Raw genomic sequence first — 22,058 nt, forward strand, 5'->3', positions numbered from 1 at the left:
TAAAGTCAGTTGCCCTTGATGAGCTTCGTGGCCAGGATCGCGGCCTGCGTGCGGCGCTCCACACCCAGCTTGGCCAGCAGCGACGACACGTAGTTCTTCACCGTCTTCTCGGCCAGGAACAACGTCTCACCGATCTGCCGGTTGGTCATGCCCTGGGCGATCAACTCGAGGATGCGGCGTTCCTGAGCGGTGAGGGCGGCCAGCTGGTCGGGCTCGGAAGGCTTCTCACCGTTACGGATACGTTCGAGCACCTTCAGGGTGACCGCCGGGTCGAGCAGGCTCTGGCCCGCGGCCACGGTGCGCACCGCGTCGAGGAGGTCGGTACCGCGCACCTGCTTGAGCACGTACCCTGCGGCACCCGCCATGATCGCGCTGAACAGTGCCTCGTCGTCCTGGTAGGACGTGAGGATCAAGGCCTTGATGTTGGGGTCGGCCGAGCGCACCTCACGGCAGACATCGATGCCGCTGCCGTCGGGAAGCCGGGCGTCGAGGATGGCGACATCGGGGCGTAGCGCGGGAATGCGTCGCTGTGCCTCCTGGGCGGAGCCGGACTCACCGACCACCTCGATGTCCCCGGCCGCCTCCAGAAGGGCGACCAGCCCACGCCGGACGACCTCGTGGTCGTCGAGCAGGAAGACCCTGATCACAGCCCTCTCCTCGCCTTCGTTGCGATGCCTTCCGCCTGTTGCGGAAAAGCCTCTTGGCCCCCACCGTATCCGCGTGTGTCGGGGATGGTCGAAAGTCGTTCGACCCCCAAACGCGGAGTGTGACGGGACCTTGGTCCCGAACCCCCGATGTCCAGCGCCTCTGATCTGCTGTGGTAACGCAGCGGATTCTTATATCGCGGTTCGCATCGGTTCGACAGAGGGGAGAGGGCCATGAACGGTGAACACACACCACGGATCGTTGCCGGATTCGACGGCCGTTGGCAGCACACCCGGCTGCTCGACCGCGCCGCACAGGAAGCCGAGCGACGTCATCTGCCGCTGACACTCATCACCGACCTGCGCCGGCGCTCGTCCGGGGGGCACGATGCGCGGGGGTCGTACCAGGACGACGCCCCCGGCGTGGTCGCGGCCTGGCGCCAGCTGACCGACGCGGTCGAGGCCCTGCGTCTGCGCTATCCCCTGCCCAGCATCAGTGGTTACTGCCTGGACGACGAGGACATCAAGCCCGGTGCTTTCCCGATCAGCGCCGCCCGGCTGCTGGTCATCGGAGCGGCCGGACGGCACCAGGCCCGGGCCTCCGAACCGGGTTCGGTCAGTGCCGGGCTGGTCCGGGCGGCGAGGTGCCCGGTGCTGGTGGTTCCGGAGGACATGCCCACCCGTCTGCCCGGTACCAACCCCTTCATCCTGGCGGCCGTGGGCTCGCACGAGTCCGACGCCCAGGTGGTGAAGACGGCCGCCGAGGAGGCCCGGCGCCGCGGTTACGAACTGCAGGTGCTGCACGTCGAGCCCAGTCACAGAAACGTCGGCTGGAGGGTGCATGACTCGGTGAGCAGCCTGCCCGGCGTGCAGTTCAACGTGGTCCGCACCACCGGTGACCCAGGCGCGGCACTGGCCGAACTCGGTCGCAGCGCCGAACTTCTGGTGGTCGGCAGCCGCCCGGGTGAGCTCTTCCGGCCGATTCGTGAGTCGGTCAGCCGCGATGTGCTGATGCAGCCGCCGTGCCCGGTGCTCGCCGTGCCGCGCGAGCTGCCGGTCTCGTCGTCGATGTCCTGAGAGCTCATGCCCGGCCTGCCCTTGCTGGTGGGGCAGGCCGGGCATGTCCAGCGTGGTGATCACGAACCGGGAAGGGCCGTTCACGCTCGGGTGATCGGCGATACACGCTCCGGAACTGAAGAGCGGGGCCGGTATCACCCGTACGGTCCTCAGTGGATCCACATACGGTGACCTCGGGCTTTCGGCGCGACGATCTTCGCCCACCCGGCTAGCCTCGAGTCGATGTCCGAGCCCGATGCGTCTGCCGAGTCCACCCCGCCGGCCGAGTCCACCGACCCCACCGAGCCCGCTCGGCCGACCTCCGTCCTGAGCCGGGCCCGTCGGCATGCCTCCACCGTGCGCCGGTGGACCGTGCGGCAGATGTTCCGCCGTACGGAGCATCCGGTCCGGGCCGCGGCGCGCTTCACCGCCTCGCTGCTGGCTGCACTGGCGGTGGCCGCCATCGCCGTCTCGGTCTACCCCTACCGGTCCACGGTCGCGAACGTCGACGTGGTGGTGAGCGGTTCGGTCACCCCGGCCCACCGCGGCATCACCGTCGACTCCAGCCTCGGATCGCTGCAGTTCCGCGATGTCACCGCGGTGCCGGTCGGCCTGCACGTGACCCCCCGGATCGACCTGGACGCGGTGCGCGAGGCCACCAACGGGGGCGCTGCCTTCACCGCCGAGTTCCGGTCCCAGCTGGAGGACGAGGTGCCGGCGATGCTGCTGCATTTCGTTCTCGCCGCGATCGTCGGCCTGATCGTGGGGGCGCTGATCGGCGACCTGATCGTCGACGGCGCGATCTCGGTGCTGGCGAACAACGACCCGGTGCGAGCGGGGTCGCGCCGTCATCGCCTGGCCGCCACCGGCACGCTGGTCGGCACCTCGACCCTGGTGGCGGTGGTGGCCCTGAGCGGGACCATCGGGGCCACCTACCGCTCGGACTGGTGGCAGCGGTACGCCGTGACCGGTCTGCTGGCCGACATTGCCGCCACCCCGGACAAACTCGCCGCCCTGGACGCGCGGGACGCCGGCGCCGCCGACAAGGTGCGCGCGGTGCTGCGCCTGCAGGACGCGCTGACCCAGCCGCCGGCCACCTCCCAGGAGAGCCCGGCCACCGCCTACAACGTCATGTTCATCTCCGACGTGCACCGCCGGGACATCTACAACTACCTGCAGGAGTACATCGACGCGAACGACGTGAAGCTGCTGGTCAACAACGGGGACGAGACGCTCGTCGGTAACACCCGGGAGCTGACCGACAGCTACGTCGCCTCGATCCGGCGAATCACCGAGAAGACCCCGATGATCTGGATCAAGGGCAACCACGACTCGGGCCCGGTCGCCCGGCGGATGGCCGAGATCCCCGGCGTCACGGTGCTCGACCAGGAGGTCGTCACCGCGATGGGCCTGCAGGTGTACGGAGTCGGAGACCCGCGCACCTACGGGGCGAGCGGTGACGCGGGCTCCGACAATGTGGACATCGTCACCCGGCTGGAGACCGCGGCGGCCACCACGGCGGTACAGAACCTGAACCGCGACACGTATTTCGACCTGCTACTGGCCCATGAGCCGGTGATGGCAGATGCCATGGCCGCCACCCTCGGGCAGTCGGTGCGGGCCACCTCGTCGGGCCACGTGCACCACCAGAACGACACTGACGACCTGCAGCGCAGCGACCGGGGCCACATCCGGCTGGTCGAGGGCACCACCGGCCTGGGCGGTCTGCTGGCCGATGCCGGTGACCCGATGGAGTTCTCGATCCTCTCGGTGGGCACGAACTGCCAGTACACCCGGATCATCCGCTACCAGCTGGCCGACCCGGCCCTGCCCGACCAGACCCGGGCCGACTCCTACGGCAACAACTCGGCTTTCGACGTTCACTACTTCGAGCCGCAGGCGATCAAAGACGATCGCACCTGCTCCGCCGATGCCGGCGTGGGCGACCCGGTCCCGGCCAGCGCCACGAATTTCGCCACCGTGCAGGACTGGTCGACCGCCAAGCTGACCCAGGAGTCGCTGGCCACACCGGACGAGATCACCCCCGATCCGGTGAGCACGGCCGACGAGGCAGGTGACGCGTCGATCGCCGCCACGGCCGGGGGCACAACGCCGAGCGCGGCCACCAATCCCAGCCCCAGTGAGTCGGCTTCCCCGTAGGCCTTCGTGAATTGAGGACGCGGGTGGGCGCCGATGGTGCCCACCCGCTGGGGGGCCTCCATTTTGTAGTTTGGGCCGATGAAGATCCGCGCTTTCGATGACGCCGACTGGCCGGCCGTGTACGCGATCATCCGGGAGGTGATCGACGGCGGTGAGACCTATGCCTACGATCCCGACTGGACCGAGCCGGAGTGCCGCCAGGTGTGGGTCGGGCCCGCACCGTCGATCACCGTGGTGGCGGTCGCCGACGACGGCACGATCCTCGGCACGGCCCATTCCGGTCCGAACCGACCGGCCCGCGGATCGCACGTCTCCACGGCCAGTTTCATGGTCTCGTCGAAGGCCCGGGGTCAGGGTGTGGGCCGGGCCCTGGGGCTGTACGTGCTCGACTGGGCCCGATCCGCCGGATACCACGGCATGCAGTTCAACGCCGTGGTCGACACCAACACCGTAGCCGTGAAGCTCTGGCACTCACTGGGGTTCGAGACCATCGGGATCGTGCCGGAGGCCTTCGACAGCAGAGCTCACGGTCTGGTCGGCCTGCACGTGATGTACCAGAAGTTCTAGGCCCTAGGGCGGGGCCCGGCGTTCTCGCCGGCCTCGTGGGTCTTGCCGTCGCGGTTCTCGTCGCGGGCGTTCTCCGGCACCGGCCCGACACCGGCCGGCGGCTCGTCGTACTGCTGGTTGCGCTCGCCCTCGACCGGCTCACGTTCCTTCATGCGCAGGAGCAGCACGCTGACGGCCAGCACGATCACCAGCAGCCCGAGCAGGGCGATCTGCAGGGCGAACGCGGTCGGGTCCTTGGTGCCCTCGGTGGTCGGCTTGCCCTCCAGCACGTTCGCCACCTCGACCGAGAGCAGAATGATCTCCTTGATGGAGACGATCATGCCGACGATCAGGAACGGCTCGGCCACGATCTCCCGGCGCGACAGCGTCATCCGCACCGCGAAGATCAGCTCGACCAGGATGAAGACCAGCAGCAGGCGGTCGAGCAGCGACAGCACCGCCGTGTCCGCGCCGTCGCCGATCGTCCCGAGCGCGGTGGCGGCGTCGAAGAGCAGCACCACCGCCCCGACCACGAGCAGCCCGGCCACACACACGTAGACCGCGTCCTCGGCCAGACGCAGGATGCGCTCACCGATGTTCGCGATCCGGTGGCTCGAGCCGTCGACGCCGTTCATGGCGCCGTCCATGGCCTTGTCCACCTGCTGCGTGGTGCTGCGGCCGCGCTGTCCGCGCTGTCCTGGCTGTCCTGTGCTGGGCATGTCCTGAGTCTCGGCGGTGGAGTCGATCTTCGCTACCCGACAGTCACCCCACGGCGCTGACGTGCGGCTTGACGGCCACGACCGGGCACTGGGCATCGAGGAGAACCTGCTGGGAGATGCTGCCGAGCAGCAGCTTGCCCACGGGGGAGCGGCGGCGCAGCCCCAACACCAGCAGGGTCATGCCCTCCACGTAGGAGGCGTCGATGAGCTCGGCGGCCATCCCCGCGTCCGAGGCGTTCCGGGTGGTCACGGTGACCCCGGACGCCTCGGCCGCCTTCGCGTCCTGGTCGCGCGCCGGCGCATCGCCCGGATCACTGATGACCAGCAGGTCGGTCTGGTGGTGCAGGGCCTCGTCCACGCCGTGCCGCAGCGCGGCGCGTCCCTCGGCGGTGGGCCAGTACCCGACGACGATGCTCATCGACGATCTCCCTCTCGGTAGCTCTCAATAGACGGGATTCAGCACGGTTCCGGAGTGCAGGAAGCTGTCGAGGTTGGCGAGGGTGAGGTCTTCCATGGCGCCGCGGGTCTCGACCGTGCCGCTGCCCAGGTGCGGCAGCAGCACCACGTTGTCGAGAGCGAACAGGGCCGACGGCACCTTCGGCTCGTGCTCGAAGACGTCGAGCCCGGCCCCGGCCAGCTTCCCCTCCCGCAACAGCTCGACCAGGGTCTCCTCGTCGACCACGCTGCCCCGGGCGATGTTGACCAGGTATCCCTGGGGGCCCAGCGCGGTCAGTACCTCGCGGCTGACCAGACCGGCCGTGCTCTGGCCACCGGCCGCCGCCACCACCAGAACGTCTACCTCGCGGGCCATCTCGACCAGGTCGGCGCGGTAGGCGTACGGACTGCCCTCCACCGGGCGACGGTTGTGGTAGCTGATCGTGCAGCCGAAAGCGGTCAGCCGGTGGGCGATCGCGCTGCCGATGCGGCCCAGCCCGAGAATGCCGACCCGGCGGTTGCTGGCCTGGTGGGTGAGCGGGAAGTTGCCCTCGGCGGGCCAGCTCCCGGCCCGCACGAACCGGTCGGCGGCGGAGAATCCCCGCATCACGTCCAGGAACAGACCCACGGCGGTGTCGGCCACGCAGTCGGTGAGTACGTCGGGCGTGTTGCTGACCAGAATGCCCCGCTCCCGGGCGGCGTCGACGTCAGTGGTGTCGTACCCGACGCCGAAGTTCACGATCGCGCCCAGGTGCGGCAGCTTCGCCATCAGGTCGGCCGACACCCCGAACCGGCCGGAGGTGACGATCGCCGTGACGGCCTCACCGTGCTCGGCCAGGAAGCCGTCGCGGTCGTGGTCGGGTAGCGGGATCGCCCGGTGACGGCGCTCCAGGGTCTGGGCCAGTGACGGCTTGAGCGTTCCGACCTGCAACACGGTCATTCTGAAACTCCTGATCGGGTCAACGGTCCAGCGCCGGTCGCTTCGGATCGAACGACCAGCCCGGGATCAGATACTGCATCGCCATCGTGTCGTCGCGCGCGCCGAGGCAGCCCCGCCGGTACAGCTCGTGGGCCTCCGCCAGCCGGTCCTCGTCCAGCTCCAGACCCAGTCCGGGTGCGGCGGGGACCTTGATCAGGCCGTTCTCGATCACCGGCGGCTGCCGGGTGAGACGCTGACCGTCCTGCCAGATCCAGTGCGTGTCGAGTGCAGTGATCTCACCGGGTGCCGCCGCCCCGACCTGGGTGAACATGGCCAGCGAGATGTCGAAGTGGTTGTTCGAGTGGGAGCCCCAGGTCAGCCCCCAGGCCTCGCACAGCTGGGCCACCCGCACCGAGCCGGCCATGGTCCAGAAGTGTGGATCGGCCAGCGGGATGTCGACGGCACCAGCGCTGATCGCGTGGCCGAGCTGGCGCCAGTCGGTGGCGATCATGTTCGTGGCGGTGGGAAGACCCGTGGCCCGGCGGAACTCGGCCATCACTTCGCGTCCGGAGTACTCCGCCTCGGCCCCGCACGGATCCTCGGCGTAGGCGATCACCCCGCGCATCCGGCGGCAGTACTCGATCGCGTCGCGCAGCGGCCAGGCCCCGTTCGGGTCGAGCGTGATGCGGGCGTCGGGAAACCGCTCGTGCAGGGCGATGACGGCGTCGACCTCGTCCGGTCCCGGCAGCACGCCGCCCTTGAGCTTGAAGTCGGTGAAGCCGTAACGCTGCTGGGCGGCCTCGGCCAGGGCCACCACGGCCTCGGGGGTCAGGGCCTCCCGGTCGCGCAGCCGTTCCCAGTCGTCACCCCGGTCCGCCTTCCGGTACGGCAGATCGGTCTTGTCGCTGTCGCCGACGAAGAACAGGTACCCGAGCATGCGCACGGTGTCGCGCTGCTGTCCCTCACCGAGCAGGTCGGCCACCGGCACCCCGAGGTGCTGGCCGAACAGGTCGAGCATCGCCGACTCCAGGGCCGTCAGCACGTGCACGGTGGTGCGCAGGTCGAACGTCTGCAGGCCCCGGCCGCCGGAGTCCCGGTCGGCGAACGCCGCGCGCACCTGCCGCAGCACCGCGTGGTACCGGCTGATCGGTTGCCCGACCACGAACGGGGCGCTGTCGGTGAGCGTGGCCCGGATCGCCTCACCACCCGGTACCTCCCCGAGCCCGGTGTTACCCGCCGAGTCGGTCAGGATCACCACGTTGCGCGTGAAATACGGCCCGTGCGCACCACTCAGGTTCAGCAACATACTGTCCCGCCCGGCCACCGGCACCACCCGAAGCCCGGTGACGACGGGAACCCCGGTGGCGGAACCCTTCCCGGAATGCCGGACGCCCTCGTCCTCACTCATCTCAACCCTTTTCGCCGATGCCAGAATCCGTCGATACGCCGATACCGCGCCCCTGCACTTCGTCCGTGATCATGCAAATCCCCCAGTCTTCGGCCGGGAGGTGCCCCCCGGAGTTCTAGAACTCTCTCGGCCACAGTTCTAGAACGCTGGGGAGGTTTTGCATGATCACGGCAAGGGGGTGTTCTTCAGTCGCGGCCGTACGTGCCGTCCAGCTGGCGGAAGATGCCCAGCTCGTTGGCGTCGTCCAGGCCCGCCGGGCGCAGGGGTTCCGGGAGGTCCTGGTAGGCCACCGGCCGCAGGAACCGCTCGATCGCCAGCGTGCCGACCGAGGTGCTGCGCCCGTCGGACGTGCTCGGGTAGGGGCCGCCGTGCACCATGGCCTGACCCACGTCCACACCCGTCGGCCAGCCGTTGAAGATGATCCGGCCGACCTTGAGCTCGAGCTCGGGCAGCAGTTGCCCGGCCAGGTGCAGGTCGGTCGCGCGCGCATGGATCGTGGCGGTGAGCTGTCCCTCCAGCGCCTCCACGATCAACGGGAGCTCAGATGCGTCCCCCATTCTGACCACCAGGGAAGCCGCCCCGAAAACTTCTTCGTGCAGGGACTTGTCGGCCAGGAAGGCCGAACCCGTGGTGGTGAAGAGATGGGTGACGCCCGCGGCGTCGATGTTCTCGTCGGGGGTGCCGGCGGCGACCTGCCGCACCGCGGGATGGGCGGCGTAGCGCTGCACGCCCTCCGAGAAGGCCGAGCAGATGCCGCGACTCAGCATCGGGGCCGCCGGTGCAGTGCTGACCGCAGCCGCGGCTGACTCCAGAAAGGTCTCCAGGGCCGGGGAATCGAACGCGAACACCAGACCGGGGTTGGTGCACAGCTGCCCGGTGCCGGTGGTCAGCGAGGTGACGAAGGCGGCGCCGAGCGCACCCGGATCGTCGGAGAGGGCACCCGGCAGAAGGAAGACCGGGTTGACGCTCGACATCTCCGCGTAGACGGGAATGGGCACCGGACGTGCCGCGGCGGTGGCGGCGAGGGCGAGGCCCCCGCCGCGGGAACCGGTGAAACCGACCGCCCGGATGCGAGGATCGGCCACCAGCGCGGTGCCCAGTTCCGGTCCGCTCCCGTAGAGGAGGGAGAAGACGCCCTCCGGCAGACCGGACTCGGCGACGGCGGCCCGGATGGCCCGGCCGACGATCTCCGAAGTGCCCGGGTGTGAGCTGTGAGCCTTGACGATGACCGGGCAGCCGGCGGCCAGGGCGGACGCGGTGTCGCCACCGGCCACCGAGAACGCCAGCGGGAAGTTCGAGGCCCCGAAGACGGCGACCGGGCCCAGCGGGATCTTGCGTTGACGCAGATCTGGACGGGGCAGCGGTTTGCGGTCGGGCAGCGGCGGCTCGATCCGGGCTCCGATCCAGCTGCCCTCCCGCAGGACCCGGCCGAACAACCGCAACTGGTTGACGGTGCGCGCCAGCTCGCCCCGCACCCGGGGTTCGGCGATGCCGGTCTCGGTGACCACCCGCGTCACCAGTTCCCCGGCCACGGCCTCGAGATTCGCCGCCATGCGATCGAGGAAGGCGGCCCGGGGCCCGCCGTCGGTCTGGCGGTAGGTACGGAAGGCGTCCCAGGCGAGCCCGGCCGCCTGCTCGACCTGAGCCTGGTCACCGAGACCGTAGACCGGCTTGAGATCTTCACCCGTGCGCGGGTCGCGGCCGGTGAAGGTGCCGGAGCTGCCGAAGACGCTCGAGGCGCCGATCAGCATCTCGCCGGTGAGTTCCACGGGGGACATCTCAGACCACCTTCTTGACCAGGTCGGTGAGGTCGGACAGTTCCTCGGCGGTGAGGTCGACCAACGGCGGACGAACCGAGCCGGCCGGGCGGCCGACGGCCTGCAGACCCGCCTTGACGATGGAAACCGCGTAACCCGCCTGGCGATTGCGGATCTCCAGGTAGGGGAAGACGAACTCGCGCAGTCGGCGGTACACGTCGTCGCGGTCGCGGGCCCGCACGGAGCGGTAGAACTCTCCCGCCCACTGCGGTGCGAAGTTGTAGATGGCCGAGGAGTACGTGGTGGCGCCCAGTTCGAGGTAGGGCAGCGCGTAGGTCTCGGCCGTGGGCAGCCCACCGACGTAGACCAGCCGTTCGCCGTGGGTGGCGTAGAGGTTGGCCATCAGGTCGATGTCGCCGATGCCGTCCTTGAAACCGATGAAGTTGGGGAACTGCGCGACCAGCCGGGTCACCGTGCTCGCGACGAACTTGGCGTTGGCGCGGTGGTAGACCACGACACCGAGGTCGGTCGCCGAGCAGACCCGGGCCACGTGCTGGTACAGCCCCTCCTGCGTCATCTCGGTCAGATAGGGCGGCAGCAGGAAGATGCCGTCGGCGCCGGAGCGGTCGGCCGCCTGCACCATCTCGACGGCGATGCCCGTGCCGTAGCCGGCGGGCCCGACCACCGGCACCTCGGTCACCTCCTCGGTGCTGATCTTCACCACCCGCTCGACCTCGGCCGGGGTGAGCGCGAAGAACTCACCCGTGCCGCCCGCCGCGAACAGACCCGTGGCGTCGTACTCCCGCAGGTAGCGCAGGTGTTCCCGCAGTCCCTTCTCGTCCAGGGCCAGGTCGGCGTCGGTGTGCGTGACCGGGAACGACAGCAGGCCCGACCCGAGGGCATCACGCAGTTCGGTGGGCGAATAACGAGACATCGACGGCTCCAGAAAGTCGTGGGTTCCGTCCACGCTAGGCAGCCTTCTCGATACCTGTCCAAGCCTCGTTCGGCATGGATCGATACCCGAAGGGCATCGCCGCTCAGTGGTTGACGTCACAAAGGAGCGCACCTACGGTACGTCTACGAATCCAGATCGTGTTCACATCCGTGGACGGCTGGGAAGGAACTCAATGTTGAGCCCACCATCTCCCCGAAAGCCCATGCTGATCGCCGCTGTTCTGGGGGCGGCCCTGATCGTCAGTGGCTGCACCGTCGCCAACTCCGAGTACGTCACCGGCGGGGGTGCGGGTGGCCTGCGGATCGTGCTGCCCGAGGAGCCCCCGACGCTGGAGGCCTGTCAGAGCTCGCTGACCTCGACCGGGATCGTGCTCCGGTCGAACATCACCGAGCCGCTCGTCGAGCGGGACGCCGATACCGGTGATCTGGGGCCGAAACTCGCCACCGCATGGGAGCAGACCACCGACGACACCTGGACGTTCACCCTGCGGCAGGGCGTCACGTTCACCGACGGAACTCCTTTCGATGCCGAGGCGGCCGCCTTCACGATCGATCGGGCGGTCAACTCCGACCTCGGATGCGAGGTCGAGGGTTATGTTTTCGGTGACACCGACCTCGATGTGAAGGCGGTGGACGACACCACGCTGACCGTCACCACTCCCGAGCCCGACCCGATCCTCCCGCTGCGTCTCTCGTTCGTCGAAATGGTTTCCACGAAGACCAGTACGACCGAGAAGGTGCGCGTCCCGATCGGGACCGGCCCCTACGAGGTGGCCGACTGGCAGAGCGGGCAGCGGCTTTCGCTGGAGGCCAACCCGAACTACTGGGGCGGCCAGCCGGGGTACCAGAGCGTCAACTACGTCTGGCGGGCCGAGGGCAGCGTGCGGGCGGCCATGGTGGCCAACGGCGAGGCGGACATCGCCACCAGCCTGGCGCCCGAGGACGGCGCCGGGGAACTGGCCGTGGCCTACCGCAACAACGAGACCACGGCGCTGCGCATCCAGGCCGACGAGCCACCGCTCGACGATATCCGGGTGCGCCAGGCGGTCAACTACGTCATCGACCGGAACACTTTGGTCAGGACGCTTTTCGAGAACCTGGCCACTCCGGCCGGGGAACTGATCCCGGAGGGCATCGTCGGGTACAACCCCGACGAGAAGGTCTGGCCGTACGACCCGGCCAGGGCACGACAATTGGTGGACGAGGCGAAGGCGGACGGGGTCCCGGTCGACAACCAGATCCGGCTGATCGCCCGCACCGGGCAGTTCCCGCGCATCGCGGAGACCATCGAGGTGATCCAGAGCGAGCTGGCCAAGGCCGGTCTCAACGTCAAGATCCAGATGATGGACACCAACACCCAGCTGACCTATCAGATCCGGCCCTTCCCCGAGGACACCGGGCCGTACCTGCTGATGATCATGCACGGTAACCAGGCCGGTGACGCGGCTTTCACGCTGGACCAGTACATGCTCCGGGAGGGTTACCAGAGTTCCTGGGGCACGGAGGAGTTCGACGCGTCGATCCGGGACGCCGAGGCGCTGAAGGGTGACGAACGGCAGGCGGCCTTCGAGAAACTCTGGCCGTACGAGCAGGAGAAGGTCGTCCAGTACGCCTACATCGCGCACATGAGCGCGATCCTGGCCAAGTCCGCGAGCGTCTCGTACCAGCCGGACTCGGCGACCGGTGACGAGATGCGGCTCGCAGAGATGAGTCCCGTGTCATGACCGGATTCCTGCGCCGCCGGGCGATCACTAGTCTGCTACCGCTCATCGCCGTTCTGCTCGGCGTGTTCTTCCTGGCCCGGCTGACCGGTGACCCGGCCAACCTCTACCTGCCGGTCTCCGCCACTCCTGAGCAACGTCAGCAGTTCATCGAGCAGAACGGCCTGGACGACTCGGTCTGGGCCCAGATGGGCGACTACCTCTGGGGCATCCTGCATCTGGACTTCGGCGAGTCGCTGCGCACCGGGGAGTCAGCGGCCACCATGGCCCTGCGGGCCTTCCCGGCCACGCTCCAGCTGGCGTTCTCGACCATGCTGATCGCGGTGGTCGGGGCCGTGATCATCGGCAGCTGGGCCGCCTACCGGCCGAACTCGATCGCCGACCGGATCTCCAGCTTCCTGTCCATGACCGCGGCCAGCGTGCCGGACTTCTGGTTCGCCATCATCGGCGTCTGGATCTTCGCCGTCGGGCTGGGCTGGCTGCCCACCTCGGGAGTGACCGGGGGAATGGCCTCGTGGGTGCTGCCGGTGGCGACACTGGTGATCCGTCCGCTGGGCGTGCTCACGCAGGTGGTGCGGGGCGCGATGGTGAGTGCGCTGTCGGCGCCCTACGTGCGATTGGCCCGCTCGAAGGGGGCCGGTGACCTGCGCGTCGTCACTCACCACGCCCTGCGCAACGCCGCGGCACCCGCCCTCACCGTGGCTGGTGACCTGATGGTGGGCCTCGTCAACGGTGCCGTGGTGGTCGAGACCATCTTCGGCTGGCCGGGTATCGGCAAGCTGATGATCGACTCGATCCTCGGTCGCGACTTCGCCGTGTTGCAGGCGTGCGTCCTGCTCACCGCGGTGTCCATCTTCGTTCTCAACATCCTCATCGACATCGGCTACGCACTGCTCGATGCCCGGGTCCGGGAGAAGGTGTCGGCATGACCGCTGTCCTGGAAACAACGTCCGAGCAGAAGGTTTCCCATCAGATCTCGCTCTGGCGGTTGTTGCTGCGGGACTGGGTGGCCACGGGCGCCGCGCTCGTCCTGGCCTTCATCGTGCTGGTGGCCGTCTTCGGCCCGATGCTCGTGGGGGACGAGGCGGCGCAGCAGAACCTGCTCGACGCCAACGCCGAACCGTTCCGCCTCTCCGACGGCTGGCTGAACGTGCTCGGCACCGACGCCCTCGGGCGCAGCGTGCTGGCCCGGTTGATCGTGGCCAGTCGCACCACACTCTCGGTGGCCGTGCCGGCGGTACTGCTGTCGCTGGTGATCGGCTCGCTGATCGGGATGTGGGCCGGGTATCACCGGGGCTGGCGGGAGACCGTGGTGATGCGGATCGCCGACATCATCCTGAGCTTCCCGTCGCTGCTCATGGCCGTCGTGGTGCTGTACATCTTCTCGCCCAGCTCCGCGAACCTGATTCTGGTGCTGGCCATCACCCGGATCCCGATCTATCTGCGCACCGCCCGGGCCGAGTCTGCCGAGCTGCAGAGCCGGCTCTTCGTGGACGCAGCCCGCACGTTCGGCACCCGCAGTTCCGCGATCATCTTCCGGCACGTGCTGCCGATCGTCCTGCCCACGCTGCTGACCGTGGCCACACTCGACTTCTGCTTCGTGATGCTGTCGGAGTCGTCGCTGAGCTTCCTCGGGATCGGCATCCAGCCGCCGTCGGTGAGCTGGGGCCTGATGGTGGCGCAGGGGCGTACCTATCTCCAGACCGCCTGGTGGCTCTCCTTCTTCCCGGGTCTGGCCATCGTGATCACCACCGTCTCGGCAACGATCCTGGCCTCCTGGGCCCGGCTGGCCACCGATCCGGCCCAGCGCTGGCGGCTGACCTTGCCCCGGGGCCGTCGTCATCGCCGGGCTGTCGAGAAGGCCCTCACCCCGGAGGTGCAGTGAGATGTCCACCGCTGTCATGAGCGTCAACGACCTGACCGTCGATATCGAGACTCCCAACGGCCGGCTGCGTGCCGTGGACGGGGTCGGCTTCGACGCCGTCCAGGGAGAGACCCTGGCGTTGCTGGGAGAGTCCGGCTGCGGGAAGTCGATGACGGCCCAGGCCATCGTCGGACTGCTCGATCCGGTCGCGTCGGTGAGCAGTGGCTCGGTGGTGCTCAACGGCACCGACCTGGTCACGGCCTCGCGTCGTCAGCGCCGGGCGATGGCGGGGCCCGAGCTGGCGATCGTGTTCCAGGACGCACTGACCGCCCTCAACCCGGTCTACACCGTGGGTACCCAGCTGGCCGAGCCGTTCCGGATTCATCGCCGGATGTCGTCGAAAGCGGCCCGGGCCGAGGCCATCGAGCTGATGCGCCGGGTCGGCATACCCCACCCCGAATCACGGGTGGACGCGTATCCGCACCAGTTCTCGGGGGGTATGCGGCAACGTCTGCTCATCGCCATGGCCGTGGCGCTCAACCCCACGGTGCTGCTGGCCGACGAACCCACCACCGCACTCGACGTCACCGTTCAGGCACAGATCATGGCTCTGCTCAAGGAACTGCGCAACGAGCGGGAGATGGCCGTGGTGCTCATCACCCACGACCTGGCCCTGGTCGCGGAGGAGGCAGACAAGGTGGTGGTGATGTACGCCGGGCACGTGCTCGAGACCGGCGCCGTCGCGGAAGTTTTCTCCGATCCGAAACATCCTTACACCAAGGGCCTTCTCGAATCGGTGCCGGTCCACGTCGCCCGAGGGTCGGAACTGGCCTCGATCGGGGGTACGCCGCCCGATCTGGCCTCGATCCCCTCCGGCTGTGTCTATCAGGCCCGGTGCCCGTTGGCGCAGGACCGGTGCGTCGCCGAACGGCCGGTGCTGCACCAGGTGGCGGTGGGCCGGGCCGCTGCCTGTCACTACTCCGAGGAGGTGTCCCGATGAGCAACCTGCTCGAGGTCAACGAACTGACCAAGACCTTCGACGTGAAGGACGGTGCCCGCCGGGGCCGGCTGAAGGCCCTGGACGGTATCTCGTTACAGCTCGGCAAGGGCGAGACCCTCGGGCTGGTGGGGGAGTCCGGCTGTGGCAAGTCGACTCTGGCCCGCACGCTGCTCATGCTGGAGAAGCCGGACGGCGGCACCGTGCGGTTCGACGGCACCGACCCATTCGGGCTGCGGGGCAAGGACCTGCTGGCCTGGCGACGCCGGGTGCAGATGGTGTTCCAAGACCCGTACGGCTCACTGAACTCCCGGATGACGGCCGGTCAGATCATCGCCGAGCCGTGGAAGACCCACCGGCACATGTACGCGAACGCCCGCGACCGGGCCGCCCGGGTGCGGGAGTTGCTGCACCTGGTGGGACTTCGCCCGTCCGACGCCGACCGGTACCCGCAGGAGTTCTCCGGCGGCCAGCGGCAGCGGCTCGGCATCGCCCGGGCCCTGGCCCTGCAGCCCGACGTGATCATCTGTGACGAGCCGGTCTCCGCGCTCGACCTGTCGGTGCAGGCCCAGGTGCTGAACCTGCTCAACGACCTGCAACGTCAGCTCGGTGTGGCGTACGTGTTCATCTCGCACGACCTCTCGGTGGTGCGGCACGTCGCCGACCGGGTGGCCGTGATGTACCTCGGGCGCATCGTCGAACAGGGCCCGACCGAGGCGGTGTTCGACCGGCCCCGCCACCCCTACACGGCTGCCCTGATGTCGGCCGCGCCGAAGCTGCACGAGGCCGACCGCGGGGAGCGGATCCTGCTCCAGGGCGAGATCCCCTCACCCCTGAACCCGCCGTCGGGTTGCCGGTTCCGCACCCGCTGCTGGAAGGCGACCGAGATCTGCGCCTCGACGGCTCCGCCCCTGGTCAAGGATCCGGAATCGGCCGATCACGGGGCCGAATGTCATCACCCGATGCAGACACCGCAGCAGTTAGCTCTTGCGTGAGAAGGGTGGACGACGACACTGGCGGTCTCGTTGTCGTCCACCCTTCTCAAGAGGCCTCGCTCCTGAGGCCTGGGTCCTCGACGATCAGGACACCACGGGCACGTCGCCGGTGCGGCAAGCGCTACGCGGTGACGATGTTCCGCAAGGGCTGCCCGGCCGCCAGTGCCTCGACGTTCGCCACCACGTCGAGCACCCGTCCACGGAAGGTCTCCTCGGTGTGCCCGGACTGGTGCGGGGTCAGCACCACGTTGTCGAAGCCGGTGAAATCCAGGTGAGAGGGCGGGGGAGCGTCCGGGTCGCGCGGATTGCGCCACCAGACGTCGATGGCCGCCCCGCCGATCGTGCCCTGGGAGAGTGCGTCGTGCAGGGCCTGCTCGTCCACCACCGCTCCTCGCGCGACATTGACGAGGATGGCGTCGGCCCTCATCTGCTTCAGGGCCTGCGCATCGATCAGACCGAGCGTGGCCTCGCCCAGGGGCACCGTCACCACGACGATGTCGGAAGAACCCAGCAACTCGGGCAACTGACCGGAGGTGCCCATCCAGTCGACGGCTGGTGACGGGCGTCCCGAATGTCGCACTGCCCTCACGTGCATACCCAGAGCCCGCGCGAGAACAGCCACCTGCGAGCCGATCTCGCCGAACCCGACGATACCCATGGTGCGACCGGCCAGAACGCCCCCGAAGGGCACCGCGGGATCGGTCATCACCGTGCGCCACCGGCCCTCGGCGAGTTCCCGGCCGGCCCTGGGCACGTGGCGCAGCAGCATCATCGAGACCATCACCACGTGTTCGGCGATCGAGCGACCGTGATGGAAGGTGTTGGCCAGCAGAACCTGTGGGGGTAGTGCAGCAACCTTGTCGACGCCGGCCCCGGTGACCTGGACCAGTCGCAGGCTCGGACCACAGGCCCGGATCAACTCGGCGGGTGCGGAGACGCCGACGAGTACGTCGGTCCCGGGGGCGGCCTCCAGAGCGTTCGGTAGGCCCTGGACGAACACCCACTCATGGGAACGATTCCGGGTCAGTACCTCACGGAACCGCTGCAGGATCGGCTCGGTCACCAGAACCCTCACCAGAGAGGTGCCTTCCACTGCGGGTTCACGCTGCGCATGTAGCCGGTGTCGTCGCGGTTGCGGATGCCGGAGTCCAGGTACTGCTGATGCATGCGGGCCAGTGCGTCACGGTCGAGTTCGATGCCCAGACCGGGTGTCGTCGGTACTTTCACCGCGCCGTCCGCGAAGCCCAGCACACCGGGGACGATCACGTCGTCCTCGGGGCGCTTCCACGGCCAGTGGGTGTCGCAGGTGTAGTCGAGATTCGGTGTGGCGGAGGCCAGATGCACCATCGCGGCCAGGCTGATGCCCAGGTGCGAGTTCGAGTGCATCGACAGACCGAGGTCGAAAGTGTCGCAGATGGCGGCGAGCGACTGCGACCGCCGCAGCCCGCCCCAGAAGTGGTGGTCCGAGAGCACCACACCCACGGCACCCTGCTGCACAGCCGGTTGCAGGTGGCCGAACGCCACCACGCACATGTTCGTGGCCAAGGGCATCGGCACCTCGCGGGCCACTTCGGCCATCCCGGGGATGCCCGCGGTCGGGTCTTCGAGGTACTCCAGAACACCCTCGAGGTCCTGCCCGACCTTGATCGAGGTGGGAACGGTCCAGACGGCATTCGGGTCCAGGCGCAGCGGAATGTCGGGAAAGGCCTTCCGCAGCTCCCTGATCGCGGCCACCTCCTGGTCCGGGGGGAACACCCCGCCCTTCAGCTTGATCGATGAGAAGCCGTACTCGTCGATCATTTTCCGGGCCTGCCGCACCAACCCGTCGGGGTCGAGTGCGGCTCCCCACGCGTCGTCGTCCTGGCCCGGGTGTCCGGCCCACTTGTAGAACAGATAACCCGTGAAACTCACCCGGTCGCGAACCGCGCCGCCGAGCAGATCGCTCACCGGGCGTCCCGTCATTTTGCCCTGAAGATCGAGTGCCGCGACCTCGAACGGCGACAGTACCCGGTCACTGGTGGACGACGTGGTCACCATGCCGGCCATGCCGTGCCCGCCGACCTGACGGTCGTCGGCCAGGGAAACGATCACGCGGCGCTGTATTTCGTGAAGGTCGAAGATGTCGGTGCCGACCAGCGCGGCGGCGGCCTTTTCGATGCGCCGCAGATGGGGCTCGTCACCGTAGGTCTCACCGAGCCCGTACTGCCCTCCCGCCGTGACCACCTCGACGATCGTGCGCAGGGCGAACGGCTCGTGCACGCCAACGCTGTTGAGCAGCGGAAGGTCCCGGAAGGCCACCGGCGTCACACGGACGGCACAGATCAGCTCGGACATGGCAACCCTTCATCGGGAGACGTCCCGAGCATCCTGGCACGGTTCACATGCGTGGACAAGGGTCACGCTGGTAGACGGTTCAGGGTCGGCCGAAGGGCAGGTTCTGGCTCTTCAGGTAAGCGCGCCAGCCGCCGGCGTCGCTGATGTCCACCACACCCGGCGCATCCAGGGCGGTTTCGCGCATCCGCATGGACAGCGAGCCGGTTCCGTCGGCCAGTTCGATGATGCCGAGCTCCAGCTCTTCCGGTTCCCGCGGCAGGAGGTCCCGGGCGAGCATCAGATAGGGCAGCTCGTAGAGCTCGCCGGGAACCGCCCGGCCACCCTCGGCGACCGGGTGCAGCCCGGGAAACACGTCACGGACCGAGAAGAACCGGTACTGCGGGGCGGTGTCGACCTCGCCCAGGAAGGTGGCGCCGGCAAAGGCGTCGTTGAACTCCCCGCCCTGCATGCCCTGCCCGTTCACGAACATTCTGACCAGGTTCATCGTTATCCCTACGCTCGGCTGAAAAGCCGAGCGTAGAGGTTCACACCCAGGCGTTGTTGACAGAGACCGGGGTGATGACGCGGCTGATCCGGTCACCGGCGTTGCGCAGGGCCTGGATCACCTCGGCCTCGCGCTGCGGGTTCAGCCGGGCGATCGGGACGGAGGCGCTGATGGCGTCCACCGCGGGTTCGGCATAGCGCAGGGGCACGGCGAAACACTTGAGCCCGAGGCTGTTCTCCTGGTTGTCCACGGCATAGCCGCGCTGCCTGGTCTCCTCGAGGTCTTTCTCCAGCGCCGAACGGTCGGTGATGGTGTGCGCCGTCAGGGCTTCCAGTGAGGCCGGAAGGTGCTCGTCCAGCTCGGAACCGGTGCGGGCACTCAGCAGCGACTTGCCCAGCGACGTGCTGTAGGCCGGGAGACGTCGTCCGACCCGGCTGTAGGGGCGCAGGTACTGACTGGATTCGCGGGTGGCCAGGTAGACCACGTCCGGCCCGTCCAGGCGCCCGAAATGAAAGGTCTCGTCGAGCTGTTCGCGCAGTTCGTCGAGCACCGGAAGCACCAGCGGCAGATAGGGATCGGTGTCGAGGTAACTGGTACCGGCCAGCAGCGCCCGGATGCCGATGCCGTACAGCGTCCCGGTCGGGTCCGCGCGGACCCACCCGTGCTTGGCCAGGGTTCGCAGCAGCGCGTGCAAACTGCTGCGCGGCACTCCGAGCGCCTCGCTGAGTTCCCGCAGCCGGGCGGGGCGATTCTGCCGCGCGGCCAGGTGCTCGAGCAGTTCGACGGTGCGCGCGGCCGACTTGACCTCGCGAACACCAGCGGGCTCGGACATCTCTTCAGGGCTTCCCGAGCTCGACAACGCTGTGGACACGGGCGCTCCTCTCGGTGAGAGGCGAAACGATAACAGAGCGCTGTCCACATACGTGGACGCAGATCCATGAGGCTGATGCGGTCAGAGTTCCGTGTAGTAGACCCAGATCCCGAGGTCCTGGGTGTGGTCGCCCTCATGAACGAATCCGGCTTCCGCGAAGAGGCGCTTACTGGCCGCGTTGCGGTGGTCGATGTGCGCCCGGACGAGCAGATGCTGGGCGTCACCCGTCCGGACTTCATCGATGATCACCTGCATGGCGACCTCGATGGCCTCTTTCGCCCAGCTGCGTCCGCGGCCTCGATACCGGGTTGCTATGCCGATCAGCTGGATCAGAGCCCGGCCTCGGTCGGTGTCGCGGGCCCAGGCAACAGCTGCTGCGATGCCTTGTCCGTCGAGGCCGAGCAGCATGTGCTCACCGCGAGCCGGACGAGGCTTGTGACTGCGAATCGCCGATTGGACCGAGTGCTCCCACGGGCGCGGGTGCGTTTTTCGCTGCCCGTCCCAGGTCTTGCTCTCAGGGTCCGTACAGACGAAGCAAGCCAGGGCGGGACGATCGGACTTCTCGAAAGGCCGCCAATGCAGCAGATCGGTCACGCCTCAGTGTTGCGCGACTCCTTGTTGGCGCGTGCCTTCATACGGGCCTCGAGAGCATCCCACTCGGTGCTCGAAGGCATGCGACCAGCGGTACTCATGTAGGCCCGGGCCATGCGTCTGCGTTCGCGGCGGGTCAGGCCGTCATCGCCCGTCGGGCCGCTGAACAGGGCCAAGCGGGGAAACCGAAGGAAGCGCAAGGGATGTGTGCTGGCCATATCGGTTAAAGCCTCCCCTCTCTCGTCTAACTACAGTTAGAAAGGTAGCCGCATCTATCCGTGACCGTCCAATGATCCGGGGTGCAGTACCGGGGCCGGGCGGCCCTTCTGATGCACCTAGGCAAAGGAAACTCCCCCGGCTCGGTCAGCGGGGGGAGTTCCGGCGTGGAGGTCAGGCGGCCCGGGTGGGCTCGTCCTTCATGTCGAACTGGTTCTCCGCGAGGGCGGCGTTACGGGCGTCGCGGCGGTTGGCCATCGTGCTGGTGACCGTGACGATCGCCAGCACGGCGACAATGAAGCCCAGCGACATCCAGGTCGGCACCACCGGTACCGCGTGGATCGGCTCGCCGCCGTTCAGGAACGGCAGGTTGTTGTCGTGGAACGCCTCCATCACGAGCTTCACGCCGATGAACGCCAGGATGATCGAGAGCCCCGTGTCCAGGTGCCGCAGGCGGTCGAGCAGGTCGCGCACCACGAAGAAGAGCTGGCGCAGGCCCATCAGGGCGAAGGCGTTGGCGGTGACGACGAGGAAGGGTTCCTTCGTCAGGCCGAAGATGGCCGGGATCGAGTCGAGGGCGAAGAGCACGTCGGTGACACCGATGGCGACCATCGTGACGAGCATCGGCGTGGCGATCCAGCGGTGGCTCTGCTTCACGAACGGGCGTCCGCCGTGCCAGACCGGTGTGCTGGGGATGACCCGGCCGATGAAACCGACCACCGCGGGCGGGGCTTCTTCCTCCACGTCGGAGTCCTCGCCCCCGTGACCGGAACGCAGCAGGTTCCAGGCGGTGTAGAGCAGGAATGCGGCGAAGATGAAGAAGACCCAGGAGAACTGGTGGATGGCGGCGGCGCCGACGGCGATCAGGCCGGCCCGCAGGACCAGGGCGATCAGGATGCCGATGGTCAGTACCCGCAGCTGCAGGTATTCGGGCACCGAGAACCTGGTCATGAGGACCAGGAAGACGAAGAGATTGTCAGCGCTCAGGCTGTACTCGGTGAGCCAGCCGGCGATGAACTGCCCGCCGTAGCCGGGGCCGAACCCGACGATGATCGCGCCGCCGAACCCGAGGGCTACGACGACGTAGAACAGCACCCACCGAACGGCGTGCTGAATGGTGATGTGCGTCTGACCCCGGTTGAGAAAGAGGTCGATGGCCGTGATCCCGAGGACCAGGGCGATGGTGGCGATCCACCAAGCAGCGCTGACGTGCATTAAAAGGCCTCCGGTCTCTTCCCATGCGAAAGAACCGGAGGTCTCCTCCGCCCGGCAGATCGTGAGTGCACACAGGGGTGTGCGTGATCTGGTAATCCGAGCCGATGACGCCGGGCATGATCGGTCTTCGCTGACCGACCTGGTATCGAGATGCCGTGCTGACGACGTCACC

The 22,058-nt window shown here is 68.1% G+C and carries 21 protein-coding genes; 8 read left to right on the top strand and 13 right to left on the bottom strand.

Translation table 11 applies throughout. The annotated features are described in order from the left end of the window. Positions 1-5: 5 nt before the first annotated feature. On the bottom strand, positions 6-647 hold the full coding sequence (locus QSK05_RS02830; RefSeq protein WP_231483225.1) for a response regulator: 642 nt from the start codon (positions 645-647) through the stop codon (positions 6-8). 231 nt (positions 648-878) lie between these two features. Between QSK05_RS02830 and QSK05_RS02835 the strand changes: the two genes are divergently transcribed. The 3 genes from QSK05_RS02835 (at position 879) to QSK05_RS02845 (ending at position 4,427) form a co-directional block, all read left to right on the top strand. After that, entirely contained in the window at positions 879-1,721 is an 843-nt protein-coding gene (locus tag QSK05_RS02835) for a universal stress protein (RefSeq protein ID WP_285593565.1), read from the top strand. A gap of 222 nt (positions 1,722-1,943) precedes the next feature. After that, on the top strand, positions 1,944-3,860 hold the full coding sequence (locus QSK05_RS02840; protein ID WP_285593568.1) for a metallophosphoesterase: 1,917 nt from the start codon (positions 1,944-1,946) through the stop codon (positions 3,858-3,860). Between the two features lie 78 nt (positions 3,861-3,938). Continuing rightward, positions 3,939-4,427, top strand: coding sequence for a GNAT family N-acetyltransferase (locus tag QSK05_RS02845; protein WP_285593570.1), 489 nt, complete (start codon positions 3,939-3,941; stop codon positions 4,425-4,427). Here the strand turns inward: QSK05_RS02845 and QSK05_RS02850 are convergent. The 6 genes from QSK05_RS02850 to kdgD form a co-directional block, all read right to left on the bottom strand. After that, the gene (locus QSK05_RS02850; RefSeq protein ID WP_285593572.1) at positions 4,424-5,125 is read right to left on the bottom strand and encodes a phosphate-starvation-inducible PsiE family protein; all 702 of its coding nucleotides are present in this window, start codon (positions 5,123-5,125) and stop codon (positions 4,424-4,426) included. The two genes, QSK05_RS02845 and QSK05_RS02850, sit on opposite strands and share 4 nt — an antisense overlap. A gap of 43 nt (positions 5,126-5,168) precedes the next feature. After that, complete coding sequence (locus QSK05_RS02855) at positions 5,169-5,543, bottom strand: universal stress protein (RefSeq protein WP_285593574.1); 375 nt, start codon at positions 5,541-5,543, stop codon at positions 5,169-5,171. Positions 5,544-5,567: 24 nt separating this feature from the next. Beyond that, positions 5,568-6,500, bottom strand: coding sequence for a 2-hydroxyacid dehydrogenase (locus tag QSK05_RS02860; RefSeq protein WP_285593577.1), 933 nt, complete (start codon positions 6,498-6,500; stop codon positions 5,568-5,570). A gap of 19 nt (positions 6,501-6,519) precedes the next feature. After that, complete coding sequence (locus QSK05_RS02865; protein WP_285593579.1) at positions 6,520-7,887, bottom strand: enolase C-terminal domain-like protein; 1,368 nt, start codon at positions 7,885-7,887, stop codon at positions 6,520-6,522. Positions 7,888-8,072: 185 nt separating this feature from the next. Next, entirely contained in the window at positions 8,073-9,665 is a 1,593-nt protein-coding gene (locus tag QSK05_RS02870; RefSeq protein ID WP_285593581.1) for an aldehyde dehydrogenase (NADP(+)), read from the bottom strand. Between the two features lies 1 nt (position 9,666). Next, entirely contained in the window at positions 9,667-10,578 is a 912-nt protein-coding gene (kdgD, locus tag QSK05_RS02875) for a 5-dehydro-4-deoxyglucarate dehydratase (RefSeq protein ID WP_285593583.1), read from the bottom strand. Positions 10,579-10,801: 223 nt separating this feature from the next. On the opposite strand from kdgD, the gene QSK05_RS02880 reads away from it, so the two are divergent. Genes QSK05_RS02880 through QSK05_RS02900 form a run of 5 tightly spaced genes read left to right on the top strand, consistent with a single transcriptional unit; the run spans position 10,802 to position 16,175 of the window. Then, the gene (locus QSK05_RS02880) at positions 10,802-12,322 is read left to right on the top strand and encodes an ABC transporter substrate-binding protein (protein ID WP_285593585.1); all 1,521 of its coding nucleotides are present in this window, start codon (positions 10,802-10,804) and stop codon (positions 12,320-12,322) included. Then, a complete protein-coding gene (locus QSK05_RS02885; protein WP_285593587.1) occupies positions 12,319-13,248 on the top strand; it encodes an ABC transporter permease in 930 nt (309 codons plus the stop codon). Before QSK05_RS02880 ends, QSK05_RS02885 begins: the two co-directional genes overlap by 4 nt. Further along, positions 13,245-14,204, top strand: coding sequence for an ABC transporter permease (locus QSK05_RS02890; RefSeq protein ID WP_285593589.1), 960 nt, complete (start codon positions 13,245-13,247; stop codon positions 14,202-14,204). The genes QSK05_RS02885 and QSK05_RS02890 overlap by 4 nt, the downstream gene beginning before the upstream one ends. 1 nt (position 14,205) lies before the next feature. Then, positions 14,206-15,183: an ABC transporter ATP-binding protein gene (locus QSK05_RS02895; protein ID WP_285593590.1), complete on the top strand. Its 978-nt coding sequence runs from the start codon at positions 14,206-14,208 to the stop codon at positions 15,181-15,183. Continuing rightward, on the top strand, positions 15,180-16,175 hold the full coding sequence (locus QSK05_RS02900) for an ABC transporter ATP-binding protein (protein ID WP_285593592.1): 996 nt from the start codon (positions 15,180-15,182) through the stop codon (positions 16,173-16,175). Before QSK05_RS02895 ends, QSK05_RS02900 begins: the two co-directional genes overlap by 4 nt. 121 nt (positions 16,176-16,296) lie before the next feature. Here the strand turns inward: QSK05_RS02900 and QSK05_RS02905 are convergent, their stop codons facing one another. The 6 genes from QSK05_RS02905 to QSK05_RS02930 all read right to left on the bottom strand — a co-directional run bounded on the left by QSK05_RS02905 (position 16,297) and on the right by QSK05_RS02930 (position 21,886). Further along, positions 16,297-17,238 carry a 2-hydroxyacid dehydrogenase gene (locus QSK05_RS02905; RefSeq protein WP_285593597.1) on the bottom strand — a complete coding sequence of 314 codons (942 nt, stop codon included), beginning with the start codon at positions 17,236-17,238 and terminating at the stop codon, positions 16,297-16,299. Between the two features lie 8 nt (positions 17,239-17,246). Further along, complete coding sequence (locus QSK05_RS02910; protein ID WP_285593599.1) at positions 17,247-18,509, bottom strand: glucarate dehydratase family protein; 1,263 nt, start codon at positions 18,507-18,509, stop codon at positions 17,247-17,249. Between the two features lie 79 nt (positions 18,510-18,588). After that, a complete protein-coding gene (locus QSK05_RS02915) occupies positions 18,589-18,993 on the bottom strand; it encodes an allophanate hydrolase-related protein (RefSeq protein ID WP_285593601.1) in 405 nt (134 codons plus the stop codon). A 40-nt stretch (positions 18,994-19,033) separates the two neighbouring features. Beyond that, on the bottom strand, positions 19,034-19,825 hold the full coding sequence (locus QSK05_RS02920) for an IclR family transcriptional regulator (protein WP_352300223.1): 792 nt from the start codon (positions 19,823-19,825) through the stop codon (positions 19,034-19,036). Between the two features lie 120 nt (positions 19,826-19,945). After that, on the bottom strand, positions 19,946-20,458 hold the full coding sequence (locus QSK05_RS02925; RefSeq protein WP_285593605.1) for a GNAT family N-acetyltransferase: 513 nt from the start codon (positions 20,456-20,458) through the stop codon (positions 19,946-19,948). Positions 20,459-20,845: 387 nt separating this feature from the next. Further along, the gene (locus tag QSK05_RS02930; RefSeq protein ID WP_285593607.1) at positions 20,846-21,886 is read right to left on the bottom strand and encodes a TerC/Alx family metal homeostasis membrane protein; all 1,041 of its coding nucleotides are present in this window, start codon (positions 21,884-21,886) and stop codon (positions 20,846-20,848) included. Between the last annotated feature and the right edge of the window lie 172 nt (positions 21,887-22,058).

It is taken from the genome of Kineosporia sp. NBRC 101731 (assembly GCF_030269305.1).
GTDB lineage: Bacteria > Actinomycetota > Actinomycetes > Actinomycetales > Kineosporiaceae > Kineosporia.

Bases quoted from the DNA above. Each gene is read 5' to 3' on its own strand.
- QSK05_RS02885 (WP_285593587.1), top strand. From the start codon at position 12,319: ATGACCGGATTCCTGCGCCGCCGGGCGATCACTAGTCTGCTACCGCTC.
- QSK05_RS02920 (WP_352300223.1), bottom strand. From the start codon at position 19,825: ATGTCCGAGCCCGCTGGTGTTCGCGAGGTCAAGTCGGCCGCGCGCACC.
- QSK05_RS02915 (WP_285593601.1), bottom strand. From the start codon at position 18,993: ATGAACCTGGTCAGAATGTTCGTGAACGGGCAGGGCATGCAGGGCGGG.
- QSK05_RS02845 (WP_285593570.1), top strand. From the start codon at position 3,939: ATGAAGATCCGCGCTTTCGATGACGCCGACTGGCCGGCCGTGTACGCG.
- QSK05_RS02910 (WP_285593599.1), bottom strand. From the start codon at position 18,509: ATGTCCGAGCTGATCTGTGCCGTCCGTGTGACGCCGGTGGCCTTCCGG.
- QSK05_RS02880 (WP_285593585.1), top strand. From the start codon at position 10,802: ATGCTGATCGCCGCTGTTCTGGGGGCGGCCCTGATCGTCAGTGGCTGC.
- QSK05_RS02855 (WP_285593574.1), bottom strand. From the start codon at position 5,543: ATGAGCATCGTCGTCGGGTACTGGCCCACCGCCGAGGGACGCGCCGCG.
- QSK05_RS02895 (WP_285593590.1), top strand. From the start codon at position 14,206: ATGTCCACCGCTGTCATGAGCGTCAACGACCTGACCGTCGATATCGAG.
- QSK05_RS02850 (WP_285593572.1), bottom strand. From the start codon at position 5,125: ATGCCCAGCACAGGACAGCCAGGACAGCGCGGACAGCGCGGCCGCAGC.
- QSK05_RS02890 (WP_285593589.1), top strand. From the start codon at position 13,245: ATGACCGCTGTCCTGGAAACAACGTCCGAGCAGAAGGTTTCCCATCAG.
- QSK05_RS02930 (WP_285593607.1), bottom strand. From the start codon at position 21,886: ATGCACGTCAGCGCTGCTTGGTGGATCGCCACCATCGCCCTGGTCCTC.
- QSK05_RS02835 (WP_285593565.1), top strand. From the start codon at position 879: ATGAACGGTGAACACACACCACGGATCGTTGCCGGATTCGACGGCCGT.
- kdgD (WP_285593583.1), bottom strand. From the start codon at position 10,578: ATGTCTCGTTATTCGCCCACCGAACTGCGTGATGCCCTCGGGTCGGGC.
- QSK05_RS02870 (WP_285593581.1), bottom strand. From the start codon at position 9,665: ATGTCCCCCGTGGAACTCACCGGCGAGATGCTGATCGGCGCCTCGAGC.
- QSK05_RS02840 (WP_285593568.1), top strand. From the start codon at position 1,944: ATGTCCGAGCCCGATGCGTCTGCCGAGTCCACCCCGCCGGCCGAGTCC.
- QSK05_RS02860 (WP_285593577.1), bottom strand. From the start codon at position 6,500: ATGACCGTGTTGCAGGTCGGAACGCTCAAGCCGTCACTGGCCCAGACC.
- QSK05_RS02900 (WP_285593592.1), top strand. From the start codon at position 15,180: ATGAGCAACCTGCTCGAGGTCAACGAACTGACCAAGACCTTCGACGTG.
- QSK05_RS02865 (WP_285593579.1), bottom strand. From the start codon at position 7,887: ATGAGTGAGGACGAGGGCGTCCGGCATTCCGGGAAGGGTTCCGCCACC.